The organism is uncultured Flavobacterium sp. (genome assembly GCF_963975515.1).
GTDB lineage: Bacteria > Bacteroidota > Bacteroidia > Flavobacteriales > Flavobacteriaceae > Flavobacterium.
The window spans coordinates 65,149-84,572 of record NZ_CAXBGY010000008.1; the positions used below are offsets into that span (position 1 = coordinate 65,149).

Here is a 19,424-nt window from a genome sequence, read left to right on the forward strand (position 1 = left end):
CGCTATGAAAGGAATAAAATATATAATACCGCTTATTTTAACTGTATTTTTTAGTCAAAAAAATTACAGTCAATACATTACAACTGACGAAAATTATACAGCTCAACAATTAGTTCAAGATGTTTTAATTAATAGTCCATGTGCAACTGTGTCTAATTTTTCTGTCTCAGGAGGAAATTTTACTTCTGGAGAAAAAAGTTATGCCTATTTTGATGGAACTGGTTCAACTTTTCCGTTTCAAAACGGAATTGTTTTAAGCACTGGAAAAGCTTCAAACACTCAAGGTCCAAATACTTCTTTGTCTGATGATGGAAACGGAATAGGATGGAATGGTGATCAAGATTTAGAACAAGCCCTTAATATTTCAGGTACTATTAATGCTACAATTTTAGAATTTGATTTTATCTCTGTTGGAAATAAATTTAGTTTCGATTATATTTTTTCATCGGAAGAATATCAAGGAACTGCTCCATGTAGATATTCTGATGGTTTTGCCTTTTTGCTAAAAGAAGTAGGTTCAACAAATAATTATCAAAATTTAGCTTTAGTTCCTAATACAAATACTCCTGTTTTAGTAACAACTGTTCATCCACAAATTTCTGGTGGAAATGGTTGTCCAGCCATAAATGAACAGTATTTTGACGCTTTTAATGGAACACAACACCCGACTAACTTTAACGGACAAACGGTAGTTTTAACAGCTAAAGCAGATATCAATCCAAACGTTTTATACCATATAAAATTAGTCATTGCTGATGAAGAAAATTATAGATATGATTCAGCAATTTTTATTGGCGGTGGAAGTTTTAATTTTGGTTTAGATTTAGGAGATGACCAATTAATTGCTACTGGAAATCCATTGTGCCAGAATGAAAATTTGGTTTTAGATGCAACTCAACCTGGAACAAATACTTATCAATGGTTTCAAGATGGAAATTTACTTGCTAGTGAAACAAATCCAACTTATACTGTCATTTCAGCAGGAAGTTATTCAGTGGAAGTGAATATTAATGGTTTATGTATTTCTGAAGGAAAAATTGAAATTGAATACGCTCCAGCTTTAATTGTTGCAGAAGATGAGTTTATTCAATGTGATACAGATGGAACTCAAGATGGATTTTCAAGCTTTGATTTAAATACTATTAAAAACCAAATATTCTCAAATTTACCAACATCATATGTAGTTGGTTTTTTTGAAACAACAACCAGTACAACTTTATTACCTACAAATTATACAAATACAATAGTAAATCAACAGGTTATTTACGCTAAAATAATGAATATTCAAGGTTGTTATTCGGCTTTTCCAATTACCTTAAAGGTAAATACTATTTTGTTAGGACAAAACGAAATCATTGGTTTATGTAATGGAAGTTCAACAACATTATCAGTAGCAAACGGTTTTACATCTTATAGTTGGAATACAAATCCCGTTCAAACGACTAATCAAATAAATGTTAATACATCAGGAAATTATACTGTCACAGTAACAAATGCAGATGGTTGTTCGACAACAAAAACTTTCACAGTTGAATTATCTGAGCCTGCAACAATTACAAACGTTATTGTAAACGATTTTAGCAATAACAATACAGCTACAATTGAGGTTACTGGAAATGGAAATTATGAATTCTCGTTAAACGGAATAAATTACCAAACAAGTAATACATTTACAAATCTTCAAACTGGAAATTATTCTTTCTTCGTAAAAGACACAAAAGGTTGTGGCATTACACCTGGAACTTTTCAAATATTAGCAGCACCAAAGTTTTTTACACCAAATGGTGATGGTTTAAATGAGTATTGGCAAGTTCCTTTATTAGCTTTGCAACCTAAAACCATTATTACTATATTTGACAGATATGGAAAGTTACTTTACAGTTTCAAAGCCAATCAAAATGGTTGGGATGGAAAATATAATGGTGAAACCCTTTTTGCAGATGATTATTGGTACACCATAGTTTTTGAAAACGGAAGAATTGTAAAAGGACATTTTAGTTTAATTCGCTAACTATGTTAAAAAATTTATTTTTAGTAGCAATCGGTGGAGCTTCGGGCAGTGTTCTGAGGTACTTGGTTCATTGGATTATTTCTAAAAAATCGATTTCGAATTTTCCTTATCAAACTTTTATCGTAAATATCATTGGTTGTTTGCTTATTGGCATACTTGTTGGCTATTTAGCTAAGAATAGTAGCCAAAATGAAACCTTAAAACTACTTTTAATCACAGGATTTTGTGGAGGTTTTACCACCTTTTCAGCTTTTGGATTAGAAAACATAAATATGATTCAGAATCAAAATTACCAACTAGCCTTTATTTATACTTCACTATCATTAGTTTTAGGAGTTTTAGCTGTTAGTTTAGGAATATTCATTTCAAAATAATTAAAATATAAATGTTTAATCAAACAGAATTACAAGATCTAAAAGCACTTTTATTAGCTCCCAAAAAAATCAGCATTATTCCACATAGAAACCCAGATGGTGATGCAATGGGTTCTACTTTAGCATTATATCATTTCTTAAAAAAACTAGATCATCAGGTTGTTGTTGTTGCTCCAAATGAATATCCAGATTTTTTAGCTTGGTTACCAGATGCAGATAAAATTCTTGTTTTTGAACGTGAAAACGATAGAGCCAAAAAAGAAATTGAAAGCAGTAAATTAATTTTTACTTTAGATTTCAATGCTTTACACAGAACGGGTGATGTAATGGGTGCTTATCTTGAAACATTAGATATTCCGATGGCGATGATTGATCATCATCAAGCACCAGACGATTATGCTAAATTTACTTTTTCAGATGTAGCTTATGGTTCAACTTGCGAAATGGTTTATCATTTTATAGTTGCATTAGGCTATAAAGACAGCATTGATAAAGAAATAGCTACTTGCATTTATACAGGAATCACAACAGACTCAGGGAGTTTTAGATATCCAAAAACAACAGGAACAACACACAGAGTTGTCGCAGATTTAATTGATAAAGGAGTAAACAATTCAGTAATTCACAACCAACTTTTCGATAATTCTTCAATGAATCGTCTTAAAATTCTTGGCATGGCATTAAATAATTTAGTTGTTTTACCAGAATACAAGACATCTTACATTACTCTATCACAAGATGAATTAGACAGTGCAAACAACCAAAAAGGAGATACTGAAGGTATTGTTAATTATGGATTATCTATAAAAGGCATAGAGTTTGCAGTAATTTTTATCGAAAACAAAGAAGAAGGTATTGTAAAAATATCATTCCGTTCACAAGGAGATTTTGATGTAAACGAATTTGCACGCAATCACTTTAGTGGTGGTGGACATATAAATGCTGCCGGTGGAAAATCATTATTATCGTTAGAAGATACTGTAAAAAAATTTATTGCTATTTTAGCAACTGAAAAAAAATAAAAATGAGAAAATTATTAATGCTACTAATTGCAGGTTTATGCTTTGTAAGTTGTACGAAACAACAAGCTCGAAAACCAATTTCTCAATCATCAGGTTCATTTATTAACGAATCTATTGAAAGAAATAAGGTACTTATTGCTGAAGAGGAAGCAACAATAGACAAATTTATTAAAAATGATAGTTTAAATCAGTATATCTCATCTCCAAAAGGATATTGGTATTCTTATAACACCAAAGTTGACGAAGCAACAAGTACGCCAATTAGAGGAGATATTGCTTATTTTGACTATGAATTAAAAAGTTTAGATGGCAAAATCATTTATACCAAAGCAGAATTAAAACCACAAACCTATTACGTAGATAAAGAAAACGTTTTAATGGGGTTACGAGATGGAATCAAAATCATGAAAAAAGGAGAAGAAATCACCTTTTTATTCCCTTCACATATTGGCTATGGTTATCATGGAGATAATGACAAAATTGGCACAAACGAACCACTACTTTGTACCGTAACTTTAAATGAAATTAAAAAAGATACTTCAAACAAATAATTTAAAAATGAAAAAAATAAGTTTATTCTTTATCGCTCTTGTAGCTTTATTTACATCTTGTAAAAACAATCCTTATGCCGATTTAGGTGACGGATTATTTGCCAATATCGAAACTTCAAAAGGTGATATTATTGTAAAATTAGAATACAAAAAAACACCTATTACAGTGGCTAATTTTGTTACTTTAGCTGAAGGAAAAAATCAATTTGTAGAAGAAAAATTTAAAAACAAACCTTTCTATGATGGATTAAAATTTCACAGAGTTATTAATGATTTCATGATTCAAGGAGGTGACCCAATGGGAACTGGTGAAGGTGGACCAGGTTATAAATTTAAAGACGAATTTGATGAAACACTAAAACACAACAAAGGAGGAATTCTTTCAATGGCAAATGCAGGAGCTGGAACGAATGGCTCTCAATTCTTCATCACCCACAAAGAAACTTCGCATTTAGACAACATGCATACTGTTTTTGGGGAAGTAGTTAAAGGAATGGAAAACGTAAATTCAATTGTTCAAGATGATACAATAACAAAAATTACTATAATTAGAAACGGTGCAGATGCTGAAAAATTTGATGCTGTAAAAACTTTCAACGACTATTATAAAGATGAAGCAAAAGCAGTAAAAATTGCGGAAGATAAAGCCAAAGAAGTTAGTACTGAAAAAGAAGCTTACCTTATTGAAAAAAGAAAAGAAGCTACAAAAACTGCTTCTGGATTAGAATATGTTATAATTAACAAAGGAACTGGATCAAAACCAAAAGTAGGCACACAAGTGTTTGTAAATTACGCAGGTTACTTTGAAAACGGACAAATGTTTGATACTAGTTACGCTGATGTTGCTGAACAATACGGAAAATTAGATGTTAGAAGAAAAGAGATGAATGGTTACGCACCTTTCCCTTTCGAATATGGAAAAAAACAAGGATTAATTCCTGGTTTTATTGAAGGGTTAGAAAACATGAAATTTGGTGATGTAGCAATTATTTACATCCCTTATCAATTAGGATATGGAGAACAAGCCAACGGGCCTATTCCTGCAAAATCTAACTTAGTTTTTCAAATAGAAATGCTTGAAAAAGAACCACAACAATAAATAAATATATAAAATGAAAAAATTAATAGCACTGGCATTATTATTCACTTCATTCTTCACTTTTGCACAGACAGAAGATGGATTATATGCACAAATGAAAACCAACAAAGGAGATATTTTAATAAAATTAGAATACCAAAAAACACCAATAACTGTTGCAAATTTTGTTTCGTTAGCCGAAGGAACAAATCCTTTTGTGGAAGAAAAACTAAAAGGAAAACTATATTACAACGGACTAAAATTCCATAGAGTTATAGCCGATTTTATGGTACAAGGAGGCGATCCTGACGGAGTTGGTTCTGGTGGACCAGGTTATAAATTTAAAGATGAATTTGATCCTTCATTAAAACATACAAAAGGAGGAATTCTTTCTATGGCAAATGCAGGACCAGGAACAAACGGCTCTCAATTTTTCATCACACATAAAGCAACACCTTGGTTAGACAACAAGCATAGTGTTTTTGGAGAAGTTCTTGAAGGAATGGATGTCGTGAATGCTATTGCTAAAGATGACCAAATAATGGAATTAAACATTATTAAAATTGGTACTGAGGCAAAGAAATTTGATGCTAAAAAAGTTTTTTCAGATTACTATGGTAAAATAGGAGAAGAAGCTAAAATCGCTAAAGAAATAGCTGATAAAGCAGCTAAAGATAAAATGACTTTCTTAACTAAAATGAGAAAAAAAGCTACTAAAACAACTTCTGGATTAGAATATGTATTTATTACTAAAGGAAAAGGAGCTAAACCTGCAGCTGGAACTAACGTAAATGTAAACTACGCTGGTTATTTCGAAAATGGAGACATGTTTGATACAAGTTATGAAGAAGTGGCAAAAGCCTACGGAAAATTCGATCACAGAAGAGCAGACAGTAATGGATACCAACCTTTTCCTTTTCAATATGGAAATAAAACGGGTTTAATTCCAGGATTTATTGAAGGATTAGAACAAATGAAATTTGGGGATAAATTATTAGTATTCATTCCTTATAATTTAGGTTATGGTGAACAAGGTGGTGGACCAATTCCGGCAAAAACAAACCTTGTATTTGAAATTGAAATGCTAGAAATAGTAGCTCCTCAATAATCTTAAATAAAGAAAAAGTCAAAAAGCCTTTACGTAATTGTAAAGGCTTTTTTGTTGTGAAAAATTATTATATTTGAAATACAATCAAAAATGTATAAAAATGGAACATCAAGACCTTCTAAAAATCCTAAAAAACCGTTTTGATAAAAATCCTAACCGTCACAAAAACCTGAATTGGAATACAATTGAAGAAAAGCTAAAAACGAATCAAAAGAAATTAGCTGTCTTAGATAGAATGGAAAAAACAGGTGGAGAACCTGATGTCATAGGTTATGAAAAAGAAACAGATCACTATCTTTTTGTAGACTGTTCCCCAGAAAGTCCAGAAGCAAGGAGAAGCCTTTGTTATGACAAAGAAGCGTTAATAGCTCGAAAAGCAAATAAACCCAAAAATAGCGCTATAGAAATGGCTACCTCAATAGGCATTGAACTATTAACCGAAGAACAATACCGTCATTTACAAACTTTAGGCCATTTCGATACCAAAACATCAACTTGGTTAAAAACACCAAACGAAATTAGAAAACTTGGTGGTGCTCTTTTTGCCGATTTTAGATTTAATCATGTATTTGTGTATCACAACGGAGTACAATCGTACTATGCAGGAAGAGGTTTTCGCGGGGTTTTAAAAGTATAATCACAATTCAAATATTCAACAGTTCAAAATAATCATGCTTAAAAAAAAACTACTCCTATCATTCCTACTAGTCTTACTAGTTGCTTGTTCCTCATCAAAAGGAAACAAGAACAGAACAAAATATTTTGATGAAAACAATATCGAAATAAGCAAATCAAAATTTAATCAAATACGTGCAACAAATTTATTGTTAGATATTCCTGGAGATTCTATCAATCATAAAAAACTGACTTTAAGAGAAAAAATAGGTCGTATTAGCGACAGACCTTTATTACAATCAATTCTTGAAGAACAAACAAAACAAAAATTAGATTCCTTAAAACCAATTGTCATAATATATTATCCTGGTAAAGACCGTTGCAATTCAACTGGTTCTGTCGAAGTAATATCACGTAAATTTTGGTATGATATGCTTGAAGATGGTATAAATCAAATAGCACAAATAAAACCCATCTATATCTATAAAGATGCTGAAGGACTAAGTAAATATGAAGGCATATTAAATTGGCACAAAGATCCTGGTGGAACTATTGAGAGATTATTTTTTCAATACCATTATCCATGCAGCAGTTTTGTAGTAATTTCAAAAAATGGCGATTACATTAGCTATTTTGGAGAATTCTCTAAAGATTACGTTTGGAATGCAACCCATAAAATGAACCAATAAAAAAATTTAAACCAAGCGACGACCACAATCAACGCATAGTAAAAATGACTTTCGAATCAATATATCCGCATTATATTACAAAAGTCGAAAAAAAAAGACAGAACCCTTCAAGAATTACACCAAGTCAAAGAATGGCTGACAGGTTATGATGAAAAAATTAAAACCCTTATTGAAGAAAAAGTAACCATTGAAGCCTTTTTTGAAAAAGCAACCCTAAACTCAAACGCACCTCTTATCAAAGGATTAATTTGTGGGTATCGTATTGAAGAAATAGAAAACACACTAACCTAAAAAGTAAGGTATTTAGATAAACTAGTAGACGAATTAGCCAAAGGAAGAAAAATGGAAAAAATATTAAGAAAATCATAAACTGAGCTACATCTTACCATACGAAGTAAGTTTTTGGTATATTTGAGTATCAACAAAACCAATAAACTTAATCAACATGAAAAAAATTCTCTTAGCACTACTCATTCTTATAGCAATAGCAATGATTATCATAGGAATTTCAGCTAAAATGCTGCCTCCTGCTTTAACAGGAATTGGTTTTATTATTATTACCTTTTTATTTTTTCAAAAAGAATAACCATTCTAAAAAGATCAATTAAGACATTAAATAACAAAATTTTAGTATGAAAGCATTAATAATCGGAGCAACAGGAGCAACAGGAGAAGAAGTTTTACAATTAATTTTAAAAGATGAAACATACAAACAAGTTGACATCTTTGTAAGACGAGAAGTAAACATAAAACATGAAAAATTAAAAGTTCATATAATAGATTTTGACAAGTCCGAAGATTGGAAAGCACTAGTAACAGGAGATGTATTATTTTCGTGTTTAGGCACAACATTAGAAGCTGCTGGTAGCAAAGAAGCCCAATGGAAAATTGATTACGGTTATCAATATGAATTTGCTAAAATTGCTCAAGACAACAATGTAAATAATTATGTTTTAATTTCCAGTTCTAATGCTTCAGCAAATTCCTTTTTCTTTTATTCAAAAATGAAAGGACAATTAGAAGAAGCGGTGAAAGCACTTTCCTTTAAAAAAACAAATATTTTCAGACCACCTATTTTGAAAAGAGAAGACAGTGATCGAAAAATGGAAGTCATTGGAGTTAAAGTAATTGGTTTTTTAAACAGTTTAGGGTTATTACGCTCACAAAAACCTATGGACACAAAAGTTTTAGCAAAAGCAATGCTAAAATCAGTAAAAGTATTAGGTAACGGCAAACACAATATAGAAGGACAAAATATTTTAGACTTAATAAAAACCAACAGTTAAACACCTCTTGAACAACCAACTAAAAAACATAGAATTATTTCTAAAAGGATCTAACTTCTACAGAGGAATCAGGCTAACCTTTGCAGTAGTAACCCCTTTTGCCATTCTATCACTTTTAGGATATTCTGAGTTTGCTCCTGCTATTGTGGTGGGTGCTTTCTTAAATGCTCCAGGTGACATTCCAGGAAGTTTAAAAAGAAAAGTGAATGGTGTTTTAATAAGTATTGGCTTAACCATGCTAATTACGGCAATCATTCTTTTTGCAAAACCCTACTTCACACTTCTACTTCTTGCAATGGCTGTAATTTCGTTTACAGTTTCACTAATATCTGTTTACGGTTTTAGAGCTTCTTTAGTATCCTTTTCGGGATTATTATCTATGGTGATTGCATTTGCCGTTCAAAAAGAAACCACTTTAGACATCCTACAACACATTGGCCTCATGGGAATTGGTGGGCTTTGGTATTTGCTGGTATCCTTCACCTTTCAAAAATTAGCTCCACAAAAAGACAAAAACCAACTTCTTTCAGACACATTAGGGTTCATTGGTCAATATCTTAAATTAAGAGCAAAACTATTAACCAAAAGAAGCGAACGAGAAGCATTAATGCAACAAGTATTAATCTTGCAAACCCAAATTAACGAAAAACAAGAAACATTAAGAGAAGTACTTTTCACTGGCAGAAAACGTTCAGGACGTTCTCATTATGACGAAAAAGAATTATTAATTTTCATTTCATCGGTAAATATATTTGAACTTATAGAGGCAAAACACCTCGATTACCACGAAATAGATCGTTTATTCAGCGATAAAAAACATCACCTAAAAGCTTCTAAAAACCTGAATAAAATTTTAGGAAATCACCTCATAAAACTATCGGAATTACTCATTCAAAATGACAAAATTCCCAGTAATGAAAGTTTATTAACAGCACTATCAAATGCCAATAAAGCAATTGGAAACTATATTGAAGATGTTAAACTTCCAAAAGCGAGAGAAGGTGCTTTAGTGCTAAAAAACCTTTACGATTATCAAGAACTATTATTAGAGGAAATTAGAGCCATTCGTCGTGTAATGGCCAATGTAAAAGAAGCTTCAAAAGTATCTTTAAAGCGCCAAGACACAAGTCAGTTTTTAACGCTGCAAGAATATCATTTAAGTGTAATCATCCAAAACTTAAGTTTCAATTCCAATCTTTTCAGACATGCACTTCGGTTCACCGTAGCCATGTTGTTTGCTTATGTACTAGGAACCGTTTTAGACATTCACAACACCTATTGGATTCTCTTAACTATTATAGTCATCATCAGGCCTAATTATGGACTAACAAAAGAGCGTTCAAAAGACCGAATTATAGGAACATTAATCGGTGCAGCTATTGCCATTGGTATTGTATTACTAACTCAAAACGTCATTGTTTACGGAGTTTTAGCCATAATATCCTTAACCCTATCCTTTGCCCTACTCCAACAAAACTATAAATCAGCTGCAGCGCTTATTACAATCAACATAGTTTTTGTGTATTCTTTAATAAATCCTAATGCTTTTGAGGTCATCCAATATCGTGTATTAGACACTATTATAGGAGCTACAATTTCTATTGTGGCAAATTATGTCCTATGGCCAAGTTGGGAAGTCAACAATTTAAAAAACGTACTTGCCAATGCGCTCAAAAAAAATAAAAACTACATTTTAGCTACGAAAGACTTGTATCACGACAAAAACGAAAATCTATTGGCTTATAAAATAGCCCGAAAAGAAGTCTTCTTAGCCATAAGCAATTTAAACGCTGCTTTTCAAAGGCTTACACAAGACCCAAAATCGAAACAAAAAGAATTTGAGTTAATCTACAATCTTGTAACCTTGAACCAAACCATGGTTTCAGCCATAGCCTCTATTGGTAGTTTCATTATGAATCACAAAACTACACCGGCTTCACAAGAGTTTGATGTTTTGATTGAAAAAATTGCCAACACTTTACAAATTGCTGCAGAACAATTAGAAGGTAAAAATCCCGAACAGCAAAACGATGAGAATACCATAAAAGAAGCAGAAGAAACACTATTAAAAACCTTTGAAGTACTATCCAAAAATAGAGATGAAAACATCGAACAAGGAAATACAGAGTTGCATACCGATACACTTCACCATTTACAAGAAGCTTATTTAATTTCCAACCAACTCATCTGGTTAAAATCACTTTCAGAAAATCTAAAAAAAGCTACAGCAAACTATAGTCGAGTGGTTTAGATTAAAATTAGCTAACATAAAAAGTTTTTAGTTATATTTGATACAAGAAATTAAAATCAGAAAAAATGAAAAAAATATTTTTTTATCTATTGATAGCAACACTTACTTTGAGTTGCAAAAAAGAGGCGGTTACTTATAACGACCCAATTCCAAAACACGACAGTTTAAAAATTGCTTCAAAATTTGTAAATGAAGACCGTATAATTAATGTTTGGACACCTCCAATGTACGAGCAATCAAACGACAGTTTACCTGTTTTATACATGCCAGATGGTGGAATTAAAGAAGACTTCCCTCACATTGCAAATACTTTAGCAGAATTGATTGCTGCAAAAAAAATCCCACCATTTATTTTAGTTGGTATTGAAAATACAGATCGAAAAATAGACCTAACTGGCCCTTCAAAAATAGAGTATGACTTAGAATACATCCCAAATCCAGGAGGAGCTGATAACTTTAGAAACTTCATCAAAAATGAATTAATGCCAACCATAAATAAGAAATACAGAACCAACAATAAAAAAGCAATTATTGGAGAATCACTTGCAGGCTTATTTGTAGTGGAAACTTTTATTTTAGACAATCAAATGTTTGATTATTATATAGCAATGGATCCTTCATTGTGGTTTAATGAGCATTATTTAGCGAAGAATTTCGATGAGTTAACAAAAGACAAAAACTACAAAGACAAAAAGATTTGGTTTGCTGGTTCAGATGCCGAAGATATTAACAAATATACCCAGACATTAGAGCAGAAATTAAAAAATAAAAAAGAGAATTTCTTATGGAACTATTCAAACGAACCATCAGAACAACACAATACAATTTTTAGAGCCACAAAAGAAAAAGCACTTATTTGGACTTTAAACAATAATGACTAATAAAAAATGTACTTATCATAACGTCCTGTTTTACATAAAATTAACCTAAAACAAACGTTAGCAACATTTTAAATGGAAATTGTAAATAACAAACAAATCTGGAAAGGTTTTTTCAACTATCAAGAAGATTTTGAAGATATAGAACAATATATTGAGGTTACTTTTACAATGGAATTAAATTTCAACGAAGACTCATTTATTGGAACAACAACTGATTCAGAATCTGAAAATATTTTTGATAAACCTGCAACTGTCAAAGGCTTTATTGATCGTAATAAAATGAGTTTTGTCATAAACTATCCCTGTCTATATTATAAAGATGAAAATGGGAAAATTGTTTTAGACAAAAAAACCAAACATCCTGAAATTCGCTATCTTGGTTATTACGATGAAGATTATAAAGTCATTTCAGGCACTTGGGAAATGACACTTTATGAAGAAAAAAATCTTGAAGATTATTTAGAAGCATTTGCTGAAGGACAATTTCAAATGAGAAGAGTACAATAAAAAATTTCAAGAAAAGAATAATACAAAACACTTTTGGTAACATTATTCTCTATTGTCCGTCTTATTAAAAATCAATCAATCAATCAAATCATGAAAACAATCAACAGTTTATTAATTCTAGTACTTACAACTCAATTTGCATTTGCACAATCACGAGCTACAAAAGTAGATTCTATTTGTCAAGCAATTGCCAAAATAAATCCAGATGTAGTAATGAGCATAGGATTCGTTGACAACGGAAAAGAATATTTCTTCAACTACGGAAAAATAAGCCGCAACAGTGAAACAGCAGTAGACGAAAACACAGTTTATGAAATAGGTTCAGTTACCAAACTTCTAACCGGAAATTTAATAGCCCAAGCAGCCAACGAAGGAAAATTAAAAACAGATGACTTTATAGACAATTACCTTCCAAAAGAATACAAACTATCAGAAGAAATTAAAGGAAAAATTAAAATTTCGGACTTAGCGTCTCATCAATCTGGATTGCCCGATTTTGACTTTAAAAAACTAATGGAAGCAAATCCCAAGCAACCTTTAGACATTGATTTACAAAAAGTTTACGAATTAATAAACGAAAACACAACACTAACAGATTACGGACAATATCGTTATTCAAATATAAACTTTGTGATAATGGGTATGATATTAGAAAAAGTATACCACAAAAACTATGACACTATCCTCAGAGAAAAAATACTAAATCCTTTAAAAATGAATCAAACACTAACAAAAGACTACAATATAAAAAACAAAATTGTGGGTTATGATTTAGAAGGTGTAGAACAAGATTTTCTAAATTGGAATCCAATTGTAGCACCAGCAGGATTAATAAAATCCAATACAGCTGACATGACAAAACTCCTAAAAGCGCTTTTATCAAAAAAAGGCGAAATTGCAAAAGCAACAACAATTACCGAACAAACATATTACAAAACAGACGATAGGGAAATGGCTTTTGGACAACAAATAGAAAGAAACGGAAAAGACAGTTTCTTCTATAAAACAGGAAACACATTAGCATGCTCATCAATATTAGCTTACGATAAAAATACCAATTGGGGAATGATTATTCTCTTAAACCAAAGCAACTCAAAACTAATAGCAGAATTAATCAATTCATGTTTCGAACAAGCATTACTAGAAAAATAAATAACAAAAAATTCTGCAAAAATCAGTAAAATCCTTGTAATTCGCGTTCAAAAACACAAAACATTCCAACGAATAAACAATTCAACTATTAAAAATTATAAAAATTTTTCTAATTTTATAAATCTGAGTTCCTAAAAAACACCATAAAAACCAACAAGCAAGATGAGCTATTCCGTTAAAGCAAATTCCTCTTCAAAAGAAAAAGCTACAGTAAGCATCAAGCAATCCGAAATCACTTTTGGAATCACACCAGAAACGGCAGATACTTTACCCAATCCAGCCGAATTATTCTTAGGTTCTTTTTCGGCATGCATTCTTAAAAATGTAGAGCGTTTTTCCATCTTAATGAATTTCGAATACACAAAAGCAGAAATCACCGTAAGCGCAACTCGTCTAGAGAAACCACCAAGAATGGATGAAATTAACTATGAATTAATAATCCATAGCCAAGACAACTCTTTAAATATTGAATTACTAAAAAAGAATATAGAAAAACATGGAACCATATTTAATACAGTACAAGCTTCTTGCACAATCGTTGGAAAAATTAAAATAATAACAGAATAATATAAAACACCACAAACAAAGTCTATCAAATCTATTTAGTTAAAAAAATCCACGACAATCAGTAAAATCCGTCTCATCTGCGTTCCAAAAAAAACCTCCCAACAATTAAAAATTATAAAAATTTATCCAATTATATAAATCTGTGTTCCTAAAAAACCCTCCTCATCCGCATTCAAAACACAAACCCCTTAACCTTTTCAAAAAAAAAAAACACTTTAACGATTAAATATGTACTTTAAACTATAAAAAACTAAATAAATATCCTATATTTGAAAGAACATAAAATAGTATCCGCCCTATTTGAATACTTTATATTTTTATAATTAAAACTCTAAAAAGCAGCGTTAATTATAAACCTAAAACAATATTCATTTAAGCAAACACGTTTTCAAAATACTAATAGTATATATGAAATATTCATTAATATTTATACTGTCTCTATTTTCAACTTTTTTATTCTCTCAAACTAATATAGATAGTTTAGAGGCACTACTTCCCCATAAAAAAGAAATTGAAAAAGCTAAAACCTTAAATGACATAAGTTATGCTTATTGGGGAGTTGCTCCAGAAAAAGGCATTGAGTACGGAAACCAAGCCTATGAACTTGCTACTCAATTAGACAGTAAAGAAGACATAGGTAGGGCATTAGGAAATATAGCAATAAATCAATGGGCAAAAAGTGAATTTAATCAAGCACTTGAAAACAACCACAAAGCATTAAAAATATACGAAGAACTAAACTACCTAGAGGGTATAAGCGTCATATGCAACAATTTAGGAACCGCTTATTTAGACATTTTTGATTATGAAAATGCCTTAAAATATGATTTCAAAGCACTAAAAATAGCTCAAGAACATGGGTTTAATGATGTTTACATACTTACCTTAAGCAACATCAGTTCCATTTACTTAGAACAAAAAAACTACACTAAAGCACAAGAATACATACAAGAAGCAATTCAAGTATCCGAAAAAGAAAACATCAAAGTTAATATAGCCTCTCAACACACTACTTTAGGAGAAATATACAAACTGCAAGAAGACTATAACAAAGCATTAACATCATACAAAAAAGCCTTAAGTATTTTCAAGAAAAATGAAAACAACTACGGAACAGCCATAAGTTTATATAACATAGGAGACACAGAATACCATCTTAAAAACTACAACAGTGCCTCAAAATACTTTGAAGAATCACTAATCCTAAGCCAAAAAATTAACGACCAAGTAGGAGTTTTATTGGCTAATAAAGGTATCGGACAAGTATATAAAGAACAAAAAAAATACGATGAAGCCTTGTTACATTATGACATTGCACTTCGATTAGCTAATAAATTAAAGGCTAAAGAAGACAAACTAGGTATTTATATAGTCTTTGCCGAACTATACAAGTCTATGGGAAGTTATGATAAATCATTGCAATATTTAGAAAAGCACAACTTACTAAAAGACAGCATTCAAGACGAAACCAGCTCCAAACAAATTGCAGAAATGCAAACAAAGTATGATAGCGAAAGAAAAGAAAAAGAAAACGAATTACTCCGTAAAAACAACGAAATTCAAGAATTAGCAATTGCTAAACAAACCAGCTTAAGTAACACGTTTATTGGAGTATCTATTTTGATCCTCTTAATGGGATTCATCCTTTTAAGCCGATTTGCTATAAAGAAAAAAGCAAACAAATTATTGATTCAAAAAAACGAAGTCATTTCTAACCAGCGCGACGAACTGAAACAAATAAACTCAACCAAAGACAAATTCTTTAGTATTATTTCCCACGACCTTAGAAGTCCATTTAGCAACATATTAGGATTCACCAACCTTTTAGTAGAAGACTACGATACATTTGACGATGCTGAGAAAAAAGACATCATAATACAGTTAAACAAATCCGCAAAAACAACTTTTGAGCTTTTAGCAAACCTATTAACTTGGTCCCAAACCCAAACCGGGCAAATCGAAATCAACAAAGAAAACCTAAACTTAAAAGAATTAATCGATACTAGTTGCGCACCCTATGTAAGCATTGCGGTACAAAAAAACATAGATATAACTTGTAAAGTTCCTCAAGAAAGCACAATTTATATAGATAAAAACACAGCATCCGTATTCATTTCAAACATAATAAACAACGCTATAAAATTTACCCCACAAGGAGGAAAAATCATTGTAGATTATATAGAAAACGAAGACACAATAGAACTACACATTATCGATACAGGAGTAGGAATGTCACAAGACACATTAGATAAACTATTCAAAATTGAAGAACACATATCCACAAAAGGAACCAACAACGAAGAAGGAACAGGACTAGGACTAATCCTAAGCAAAGAATTCATCCAAAAAAACGGTGGAACCATAACAGTAACAAGTCAAGTAGGAAAAGGTAGTCACTTCATAATTTCCCTACCAAAAGCAAGTTAAAAAAAAGCCCCTATGTAACCATAAGGGCTTTTTTAATGTCACTAAAAACAAAACAAAAAAATCCGCACAAATCTGCGTTCCAAATCATTACATCAATTTAAAAAATTATAAAAATTTCTTTAATTCTATAAATCCGTATTCTCCAAAAAAAAAAATTAAGAAAAAATAGGGACAAAACTAAAGTTTAAAAAACTATCTTGAAAAATATTAAAATCTTCAGCAAAATTAGAGCAACAAACACAACTCTTCAACTAAATAAACCTGAAGAAATTTACACCAAACAAAATACTCTTATAATTCTACTACATGAAAGAAAATCCATTAACTATGGAAATCCTGTTAGATCAACTTGCAGGATTAAACATCATCCAAATCGCAGCCATTCCAATGATTTTACTCGTAATCGCAGAATGGATACTAACAATTGTTCAAAAAAAAGACTACTACAACAAATTAGACACCATTTCAGCAACATTCATAGGACTAGTAAATGTTGGAATATCAGCCCTATTAAAATTAGCCATCTTTGGAACTATGCTTTTCTTTTACAACCTCATACCTTGGAGCATACCAAGCACATGGTGGTCCTTCATTCTTTGCATACTCGCCATAGATTTTTTCAGATATTGGGCACACAGATTAACCCATGTCAACCGTTTTTGGTGGGCAACACATGTCACCCATCACAATTCCGAAAAATACAACTGGTCAGTAGCCTTTAGATTGGGCTGGACACAACACATCAAATTCATCTTTTTCATTCCAGTTATACTAATGGGTTTTCACCCCGTACTCTTTTTTATATGCCATCAAATTGAAGTACTCTATCAATTCTGGATTCATACCGAATACATTAGAAAATTACCAGCACCCATAGAATACATTTTTGTCACACCTTCACACCACAGAGTACATCATTCCACAAATGAAAAATACCTCGACAAAAACTTTGGTTCCACTTTCATATTTTGGGACAGACTATTCGGAACCTTTCAAGCAGAAGAAGAACAAACCCGATATGGCATTACAACACCTGTAAATTCATACAATCCCATTACATTAAACTTCCATGAATGGAAAGACATGCTTTCAGATGTAATAAAAAGCAAATCCCTAAAAGAAGCCTACGCAATGCTATTCACAAGCCCATCAAACCTAGAAGCCGTAAAAGCCGAATTCAAATCTACTTATTTACAAAAAGAGCAAACATCAAATAAAAGACCATGAAAGAACTGATAGAGCAAATAGAAAGAAAAAATAACGAATTAGAAATCATAAAAACTAAAATAGGCTTTCCACTCCTCTATTCTCACGCACAAACTGAAACAGAATTACTACTACTAAACAATCAATTAACGGATTTAGAAATACAAGCTGTCCAGCAAACTAGAATTCAAAATCAAAAAGAATTAATCATAGACCAACTCGCAGAATACATTAAAACAATAGAAAAATCAGAACAGCATAAGTTTTCCATAAAGCAAGGCTTGAGTTTTAAATACTTTTACTTAGCTCCATTAATTAATATCAAACAAATTTCGTTTTTTACCCAAAAAGGCATAGCAACTGTAAATTATAACCTAACTTTAGATGAAAATGATTCCGTAACAAACAAAGAACCCTTTGTAGATTATTTAAAAATAAAAAAAGCAGAAGCAACAAACATCTTCAACTTATTAGAATTATATAAATTCTACAAATCATTTGCTCAAACATCAAAAAACTTCACCTAATAAACAGTTAAACCACTAAAACATGAAACAACAAGATAGTTTAACCAAAAAAATTTCCGAAATCACCGCTAAAATTCAAACCGAATACCCAGAACTAATAAAATACTTAGACGAAATTCCAAGAAACTTCCAAATTACAGGAAACGGAGGAGTAAGTCAAAAAGCACTTCAAGACTATCTTAATTCGCTCAATGATTTACTAAAAACCTACGCAAAAGAACACTAGACAACAGTCAAAAAACAACAAACAACAGAAAAAAAACATAAAAATGGAAACAAAAAACAACCTAGGCATTTGGATGGATCATGCAACAGCCCAACTAATCGACAGCTCTTTTAACCAAAATACTTCAATTAACTCAGAATTCACATTCGAAACACAAGAAGAAGCACGCGACAAAAGCGAAAGCTTAATGCACAACAAAAGACAACAAATGCAGAAAGCCTATTACAAAGAAATAAGCAACCAAATCCTAAAATACAACCACGTATTACTCTTTGGACCCACAAATGCAAAAGTTGAACTACACAACTTCTTAAACAAAGATGCCCATTTTAAAGACATCAAAATAGACGTAGAACCCGCAGATAAAATGACCGATAACGAAAAAGAAGCTTTCGTAAAAAAGCATTTCGAATAAAAATAAAGAACAAAACCATCAAACTTTACATATCAGATAATGAATACAATGTTCTGATATAAGAAGCTAAAATTTCCGATTAGAGTATTTAATTAGAATCTAGTAAAATTATAAACTCATAGTTTAACTAGGGGTGCTTAAACAAAATAAAAAAAATGAAATTAAATGAATTGATTGAGCACTTGCACAAATTAGATAATGAAACAAAAGATATCAAATTCAAAAAGGCTTTAACACAAGTTGTTAACCTAGTCCAAGAAATCGAAAATAAAAATATTTCGAACAAAGAAAAAGTGAAAATTCAAGCCATTATCAACAGCTATCTTGAGAAGATTCAAACCCAAAAAAAGTTAAAATTAAATTTCAGAAAGTTAAAAAAATCATTAAAAGAAGACTTTGGCTTCCTGCCTCCTAACTATTTTCAAACCTTAGGAGCTGGAGTTGGAATAGCTATGGGCTCTGCTCTCGGTATTTCATTTTGGAGTACCTTATTATAATAATGGAATAGTATTCGGACCAATGATTGGTTCA

Annotated in this window: 21 protein-coding genes and 1 pseudogene; all 22 read left to right on the forward strand. The window is 31.3% G+C overall.

The genetic code is table 11. The features are described from left to right. The first annotated feature begins 4 nt into the window (after window positions 1–4). Complete coding sequence (locus tag AAC008_RS10075; RefSeq protein WP_339889166.1) at window positions 5–2,011, forward strand: choice-of-anchor L domain-containing protein; 2,007 nt, start codon at window positions 5–7, stop codon at window positions 2,009–2,011. Window positions 2,012–2,013: 2 nt separating this feature from the next. Next, entirely contained in the window at window positions 2,014–2,385 is a 372-nt protein-coding gene (gene crcB, locus AAC008_RS10080; protein ID WP_339889167.1) for a fluoride efflux transporter CrcB, read from the forward strand. A gap of 11 nt (window positions 2,386–2,396) precedes the next feature. Then, on the forward strand, window positions 2,397–3,407 hold the full coding sequence (locus AAC008_RS10085) for a bifunctional oligoribonuclease/PAP phosphatase NrnA (RefSeq protein ID WP_339889168.1): 1,011 nt from the start codon (window positions 2,397–2,399) through the stop codon (window positions 3,405–3,407). Window positions 3,408–3,409: 2 nt separating this feature from the next. Then, a complete protein-coding gene (gldI, locus tag AAC008_RS10090) occupies window positions 3,410–3,958 on the forward strand; it encodes a gliding motility-associated peptidyl-prolyl isomerase GldI (protein ID WP_339889169.1) in 549 nt (182 codons plus the stop codon). Between the two features lie 7 nt (window positions 3,959–3,965). After that, complete coding sequence (locus AAC008_RS10095; RefSeq protein ID WP_339889170.1) at window positions 3,966–5,057, forward strand: peptidylprolyl isomerase; 1,092 nt, start codon at window positions 3,966–3,968, stop codon at window positions 5,055–5,057. A gap of 13 nt (window positions 5,058–5,070) precedes the next feature. Continuing rightward, window positions 5,071–6,144 carry a peptidylprolyl isomerase gene (locus tag AAC008_RS10100; protein WP_339889171.1) on the forward strand — a complete coding sequence of 358 codons (1,074 nt, stop codon included), beginning with the start codon at window positions 5,071–5,073 and terminating at the stop codon, window positions 6,142–6,144. 100 nt (window positions 6,145–6,244) lie between these two features. Next, window positions 6,245–6,781: a DUF4256 domain-containing protein gene (locus AAC008_RS10105; protein WP_339889172.1), complete on the forward strand. Its 537-nt coding sequence runs from the start codon at window positions 6,245–6,247 to the stop codon at window positions 6,779–6,781. Window positions 6,782–6,815: 34 nt separating this feature from the next. Then, complete coding sequence (locus AAC008_RS10110; RefSeq protein WP_339889173.1) at window positions 6,816–7,448, forward strand: hypothetical protein; 633 nt, start codon at window positions 6,816–6,818, stop codon at window positions 7,446–7,448. A gap of 44 nt (window positions 7,449–7,492) precedes the next feature. Continuing rightward, window positions 7,493–7,817, forward strand: a pseudogene (locus AAC008_RS10115) (DUF2200 domain-containing protein). Window positions 7,818–7,893: 76 nt separating this feature from the next. Further along, a complete protein-coding gene (locus tag AAC008_RS10120; RefSeq protein ID WP_339889174.1) occupies window positions 7,894–8,034 on the forward strand; it encodes a hypothetical protein in 141 nt (46 codons plus the stop codon). Between the two features lie 46 nt (window positions 8,035–8,080). Then, window positions 8,081–8,734, forward strand: coding sequence for an NAD(P)H-binding protein (locus AAC008_RS10125; RefSeq protein ID WP_339889175.1), 654 nt, complete (start codon window positions 8,081–8,083; stop codon window positions 8,732–8,734). A 7-nt stretch (window positions 8,735–8,741) separates the two neighbouring features. Next, window positions 8,742–10,985, forward strand: a complete 2,244-nt coding sequence (locus AAC008_RS10130; RefSeq protein WP_339889176.1) for an FUSC family membrane protein — start codon at window positions 8,742–8,744, stop codon at window positions 10,983–10,985. Window positions 10,986–11,050: 65 nt separating this feature from the next. Then, entirely contained in the window at window positions 11,051–11,866 is an 816-nt protein-coding gene (locus tag AAC008_RS10135) for an alpha/beta hydrolase-fold protein (protein WP_339889177.1), read from the forward strand. A gap of 72 nt (window positions 11,867–11,938) precedes the next feature. After that, window positions 11,939–12,373, forward strand: coding sequence for a hypothetical protein (locus AAC008_RS10140; RefSeq protein WP_339889178.1), 435 nt, complete (start codon window positions 11,939–11,941; stop codon window positions 12,371–12,373). Window positions 12,374–12,463: 90 nt separating this feature from the next. Continuing rightward, the gene (locus AAC008_RS10145; protein ID WP_339889179.1) at window positions 12,464–13,525 is read left to right on the forward strand and encodes a serine hydrolase domain-containing protein; all 1,062 of its coding nucleotides are present in this window, start codon (window positions 12,464–12,466) and stop codon (window positions 13,523–13,525) included. A 162-nt stretch (window positions 13,526–13,687) separates the two neighbouring features. Then, window positions 13,688–14,092, forward strand: coding sequence for an OsmC family protein (locus AAC008_RS10150; protein WP_339889180.1), 405 nt, complete (start codon window positions 13,688–13,690; stop codon window positions 14,090–14,092). Window positions 14,093–14,500: 408 nt separating this feature from the next. After that, a complete protein-coding gene (locus tag AAC008_RS10155) occupies window positions 14,501–16,519 on the forward strand; it encodes a tetratricopeptide repeat-containing sensor histidine kinase (protein ID WP_339889181.1) in 2,019 nt (672 codons plus the stop codon). Window positions 16,520–16,825: 306 nt separating this feature from the next. After that, window positions 16,826–17,746 (forward strand): sterol desaturase family protein, encoded by a 921-nt coding sequence (locus tag AAC008_RS10160; RefSeq protein WP_339889182.1) that lies wholly within the window; start codon window positions 16,826–16,828, stop codon window positions 17,744–17,746. Continuing rightward, the gene (locus AAC008_RS10165) at window positions 17,743–18,252 is read left to right on the forward strand and encodes a hypothetical protein (protein WP_339889183.1); all 510 of its coding nucleotides are present in this window, start codon (window positions 17,743–17,745) and stop codon (window positions 18,250–18,252) included. The genes AAC008_RS10160 and AAC008_RS10165 overlap by 4 nt, the downstream gene beginning before the upstream one ends. A 22-nt stretch (window positions 18,253–18,274) precedes the next feature. Next, window positions 18,275–18,478 (forward strand): hypothetical protein, encoded by a 204-nt coding sequence (locus AAC008_RS10170; RefSeq protein WP_339889184.1) that lies wholly within the window; start codon window positions 18,275–18,277, stop codon window positions 18,476–18,478. 43 nt (window positions 18,479–18,521) lie between these two features. Continuing rightward, window positions 18,522–18,893: a hypothetical protein gene (locus AAC008_RS10175; protein WP_339889185.1), complete on the forward strand. Its 372-nt coding sequence runs from the start codon at window positions 18,522–18,524 to the stop codon at window positions 18,891–18,893. Between the two features lie 155 nt (window positions 18,894–19,048). Beyond that, window positions 19,049–19,390 (forward strand): hypothetical protein, encoded by a 342-nt coding sequence (locus tag AAC008_RS10180; protein WP_339889186.1) that lies wholly within the window; start codon window positions 19,049–19,051, stop codon window positions 19,388–19,390. The last annotated feature ends 34 nt before the right edge of the window (window positions 19,391–19,424 follow it).

Coding starts and splice junctions, on each gene's coding strand:
- AAC008_RS10155 (WP_339889181.1), top strand. CDS start 14,501: ATGAAATATTCATTAATATTTATACTGTCTCTATTTTCAACTTTTTTA.
- AAC008_RS10120 (WP_339889174.1), top strand. CDS start 7,894: ATGAAAAAAATTCTCTTAGCACTACTCATTCTTATAGCAATAGCAATG.
- AAC008_RS10085 (WP_339889168.1), top strand. CDS start 2,397: ATGTTTAATCAAACAGAATTACAAGATCTAAAAGCACTTTTATTAGCT.
- AAC008_RS10140 (WP_339889178.1), top strand. CDS start 11,939: ATGGAAATTGTAAATAACAAACAAATCTGGAAAGGTTTTTTCAACTAT.
- AAC008_RS10105 (WP_339889172.1), top strand. CDS start 6,245: ATGGAACATCAAGACCTTCTAAAAATCCTAAAAAACCGTTTTGATAAA.
- AAC008_RS10135 (WP_339889177.1), top strand. CDS start 11,051: ATGAAAAAAATATTTTTTTATCTATTGATAGCAACACTTACTTTGAGT.
- gldI (WP_339889169.1), top strand. CDS start 3,410: ATGAGAAAATTATTAATGCTACTAATTGCAGGTTTATGCTTTGTAAGT.
- AAC008_RS10100 (WP_339889171.1), top strand. CDS start 5,071: ATGAAAAAATTAATAGCACTGGCATTATTATTCACTTCATTCTTCACT.
- AAC008_RS10145 (WP_339889179.1), top strand. CDS start 12,464: ATGAAAACAATCAACAGTTTATTAATTCTAGTACTTACAACTCAATTT.
- AAC008_RS10095 (WP_339889170.1), top strand. CDS start 3,966: ATGAAAAAAATAAGTTTATTCTTTATCGCTCTTGTAGCTTTATTTACA.
- AAC008_RS10075 (WP_339889166.1), top strand. CDS start 5: ATGAAAGGAATAAAATATATAATACCGCTTATTTTAACTGTATTTTTT.
- AAC008_RS10170 (WP_339889184.1), top strand. CDS start 18,275: ATGAAACAACAAGATAGTTTAACCAAAAAAATTTCCGAAATCACCGCT.
- AAC008_RS10165 (WP_339889183.1), top strand. CDS start 17,743: ATGAAAGAACTGATAGAGCAAATAGAAAGAAAAAATAACGAATTAGAA.
- AAC008_RS10160 (WP_339889182.1), top strand. CDS start 16,826: ATGAAAGAAAATCCATTAACTATGGAAATCCTGTTAGATCAACTTGCA.
- AAC008_RS10150 (WP_339889180.1), top strand. CDS start 13,688: ATGAGCTATTCCGTTAAAGCAAATTCCTCTTCAAAAGAAAAAGCTACA.
- AAC008_RS10175 (WP_339889185.1), top strand. CDS start 18,522: ATGGAAACAAAAAACAACCTAGGCATTTGGATGGATCATGCAACAGCC.
- AAC008_RS10180 (WP_339889186.1), top strand. CDS start 19,049: ATGAAATTAAATGAATTGATTGAGCACTTGCACAAATTAGATAATGAA.
- AAC008_RS10110 (WP_339889173.1), top strand. CDS start 6,816: ATGCTTAAAAAAAAACTACTCCTATCATTCCTACTAGTCTTACTAGTT.
- AAC008_RS10125 (WP_339889175.1), top strand. CDS start 8,081: ATGAAAGCATTAATAATCGGAGCAACAGGAGCAACAGGAGAAGAAGTT.
- crcB (WP_339889167.1), top strand. CDS start 2,014: ATGTTAAAAAATTTATTTTTAGTAGCAATCGGTGGAGCTTCGGGCAGT.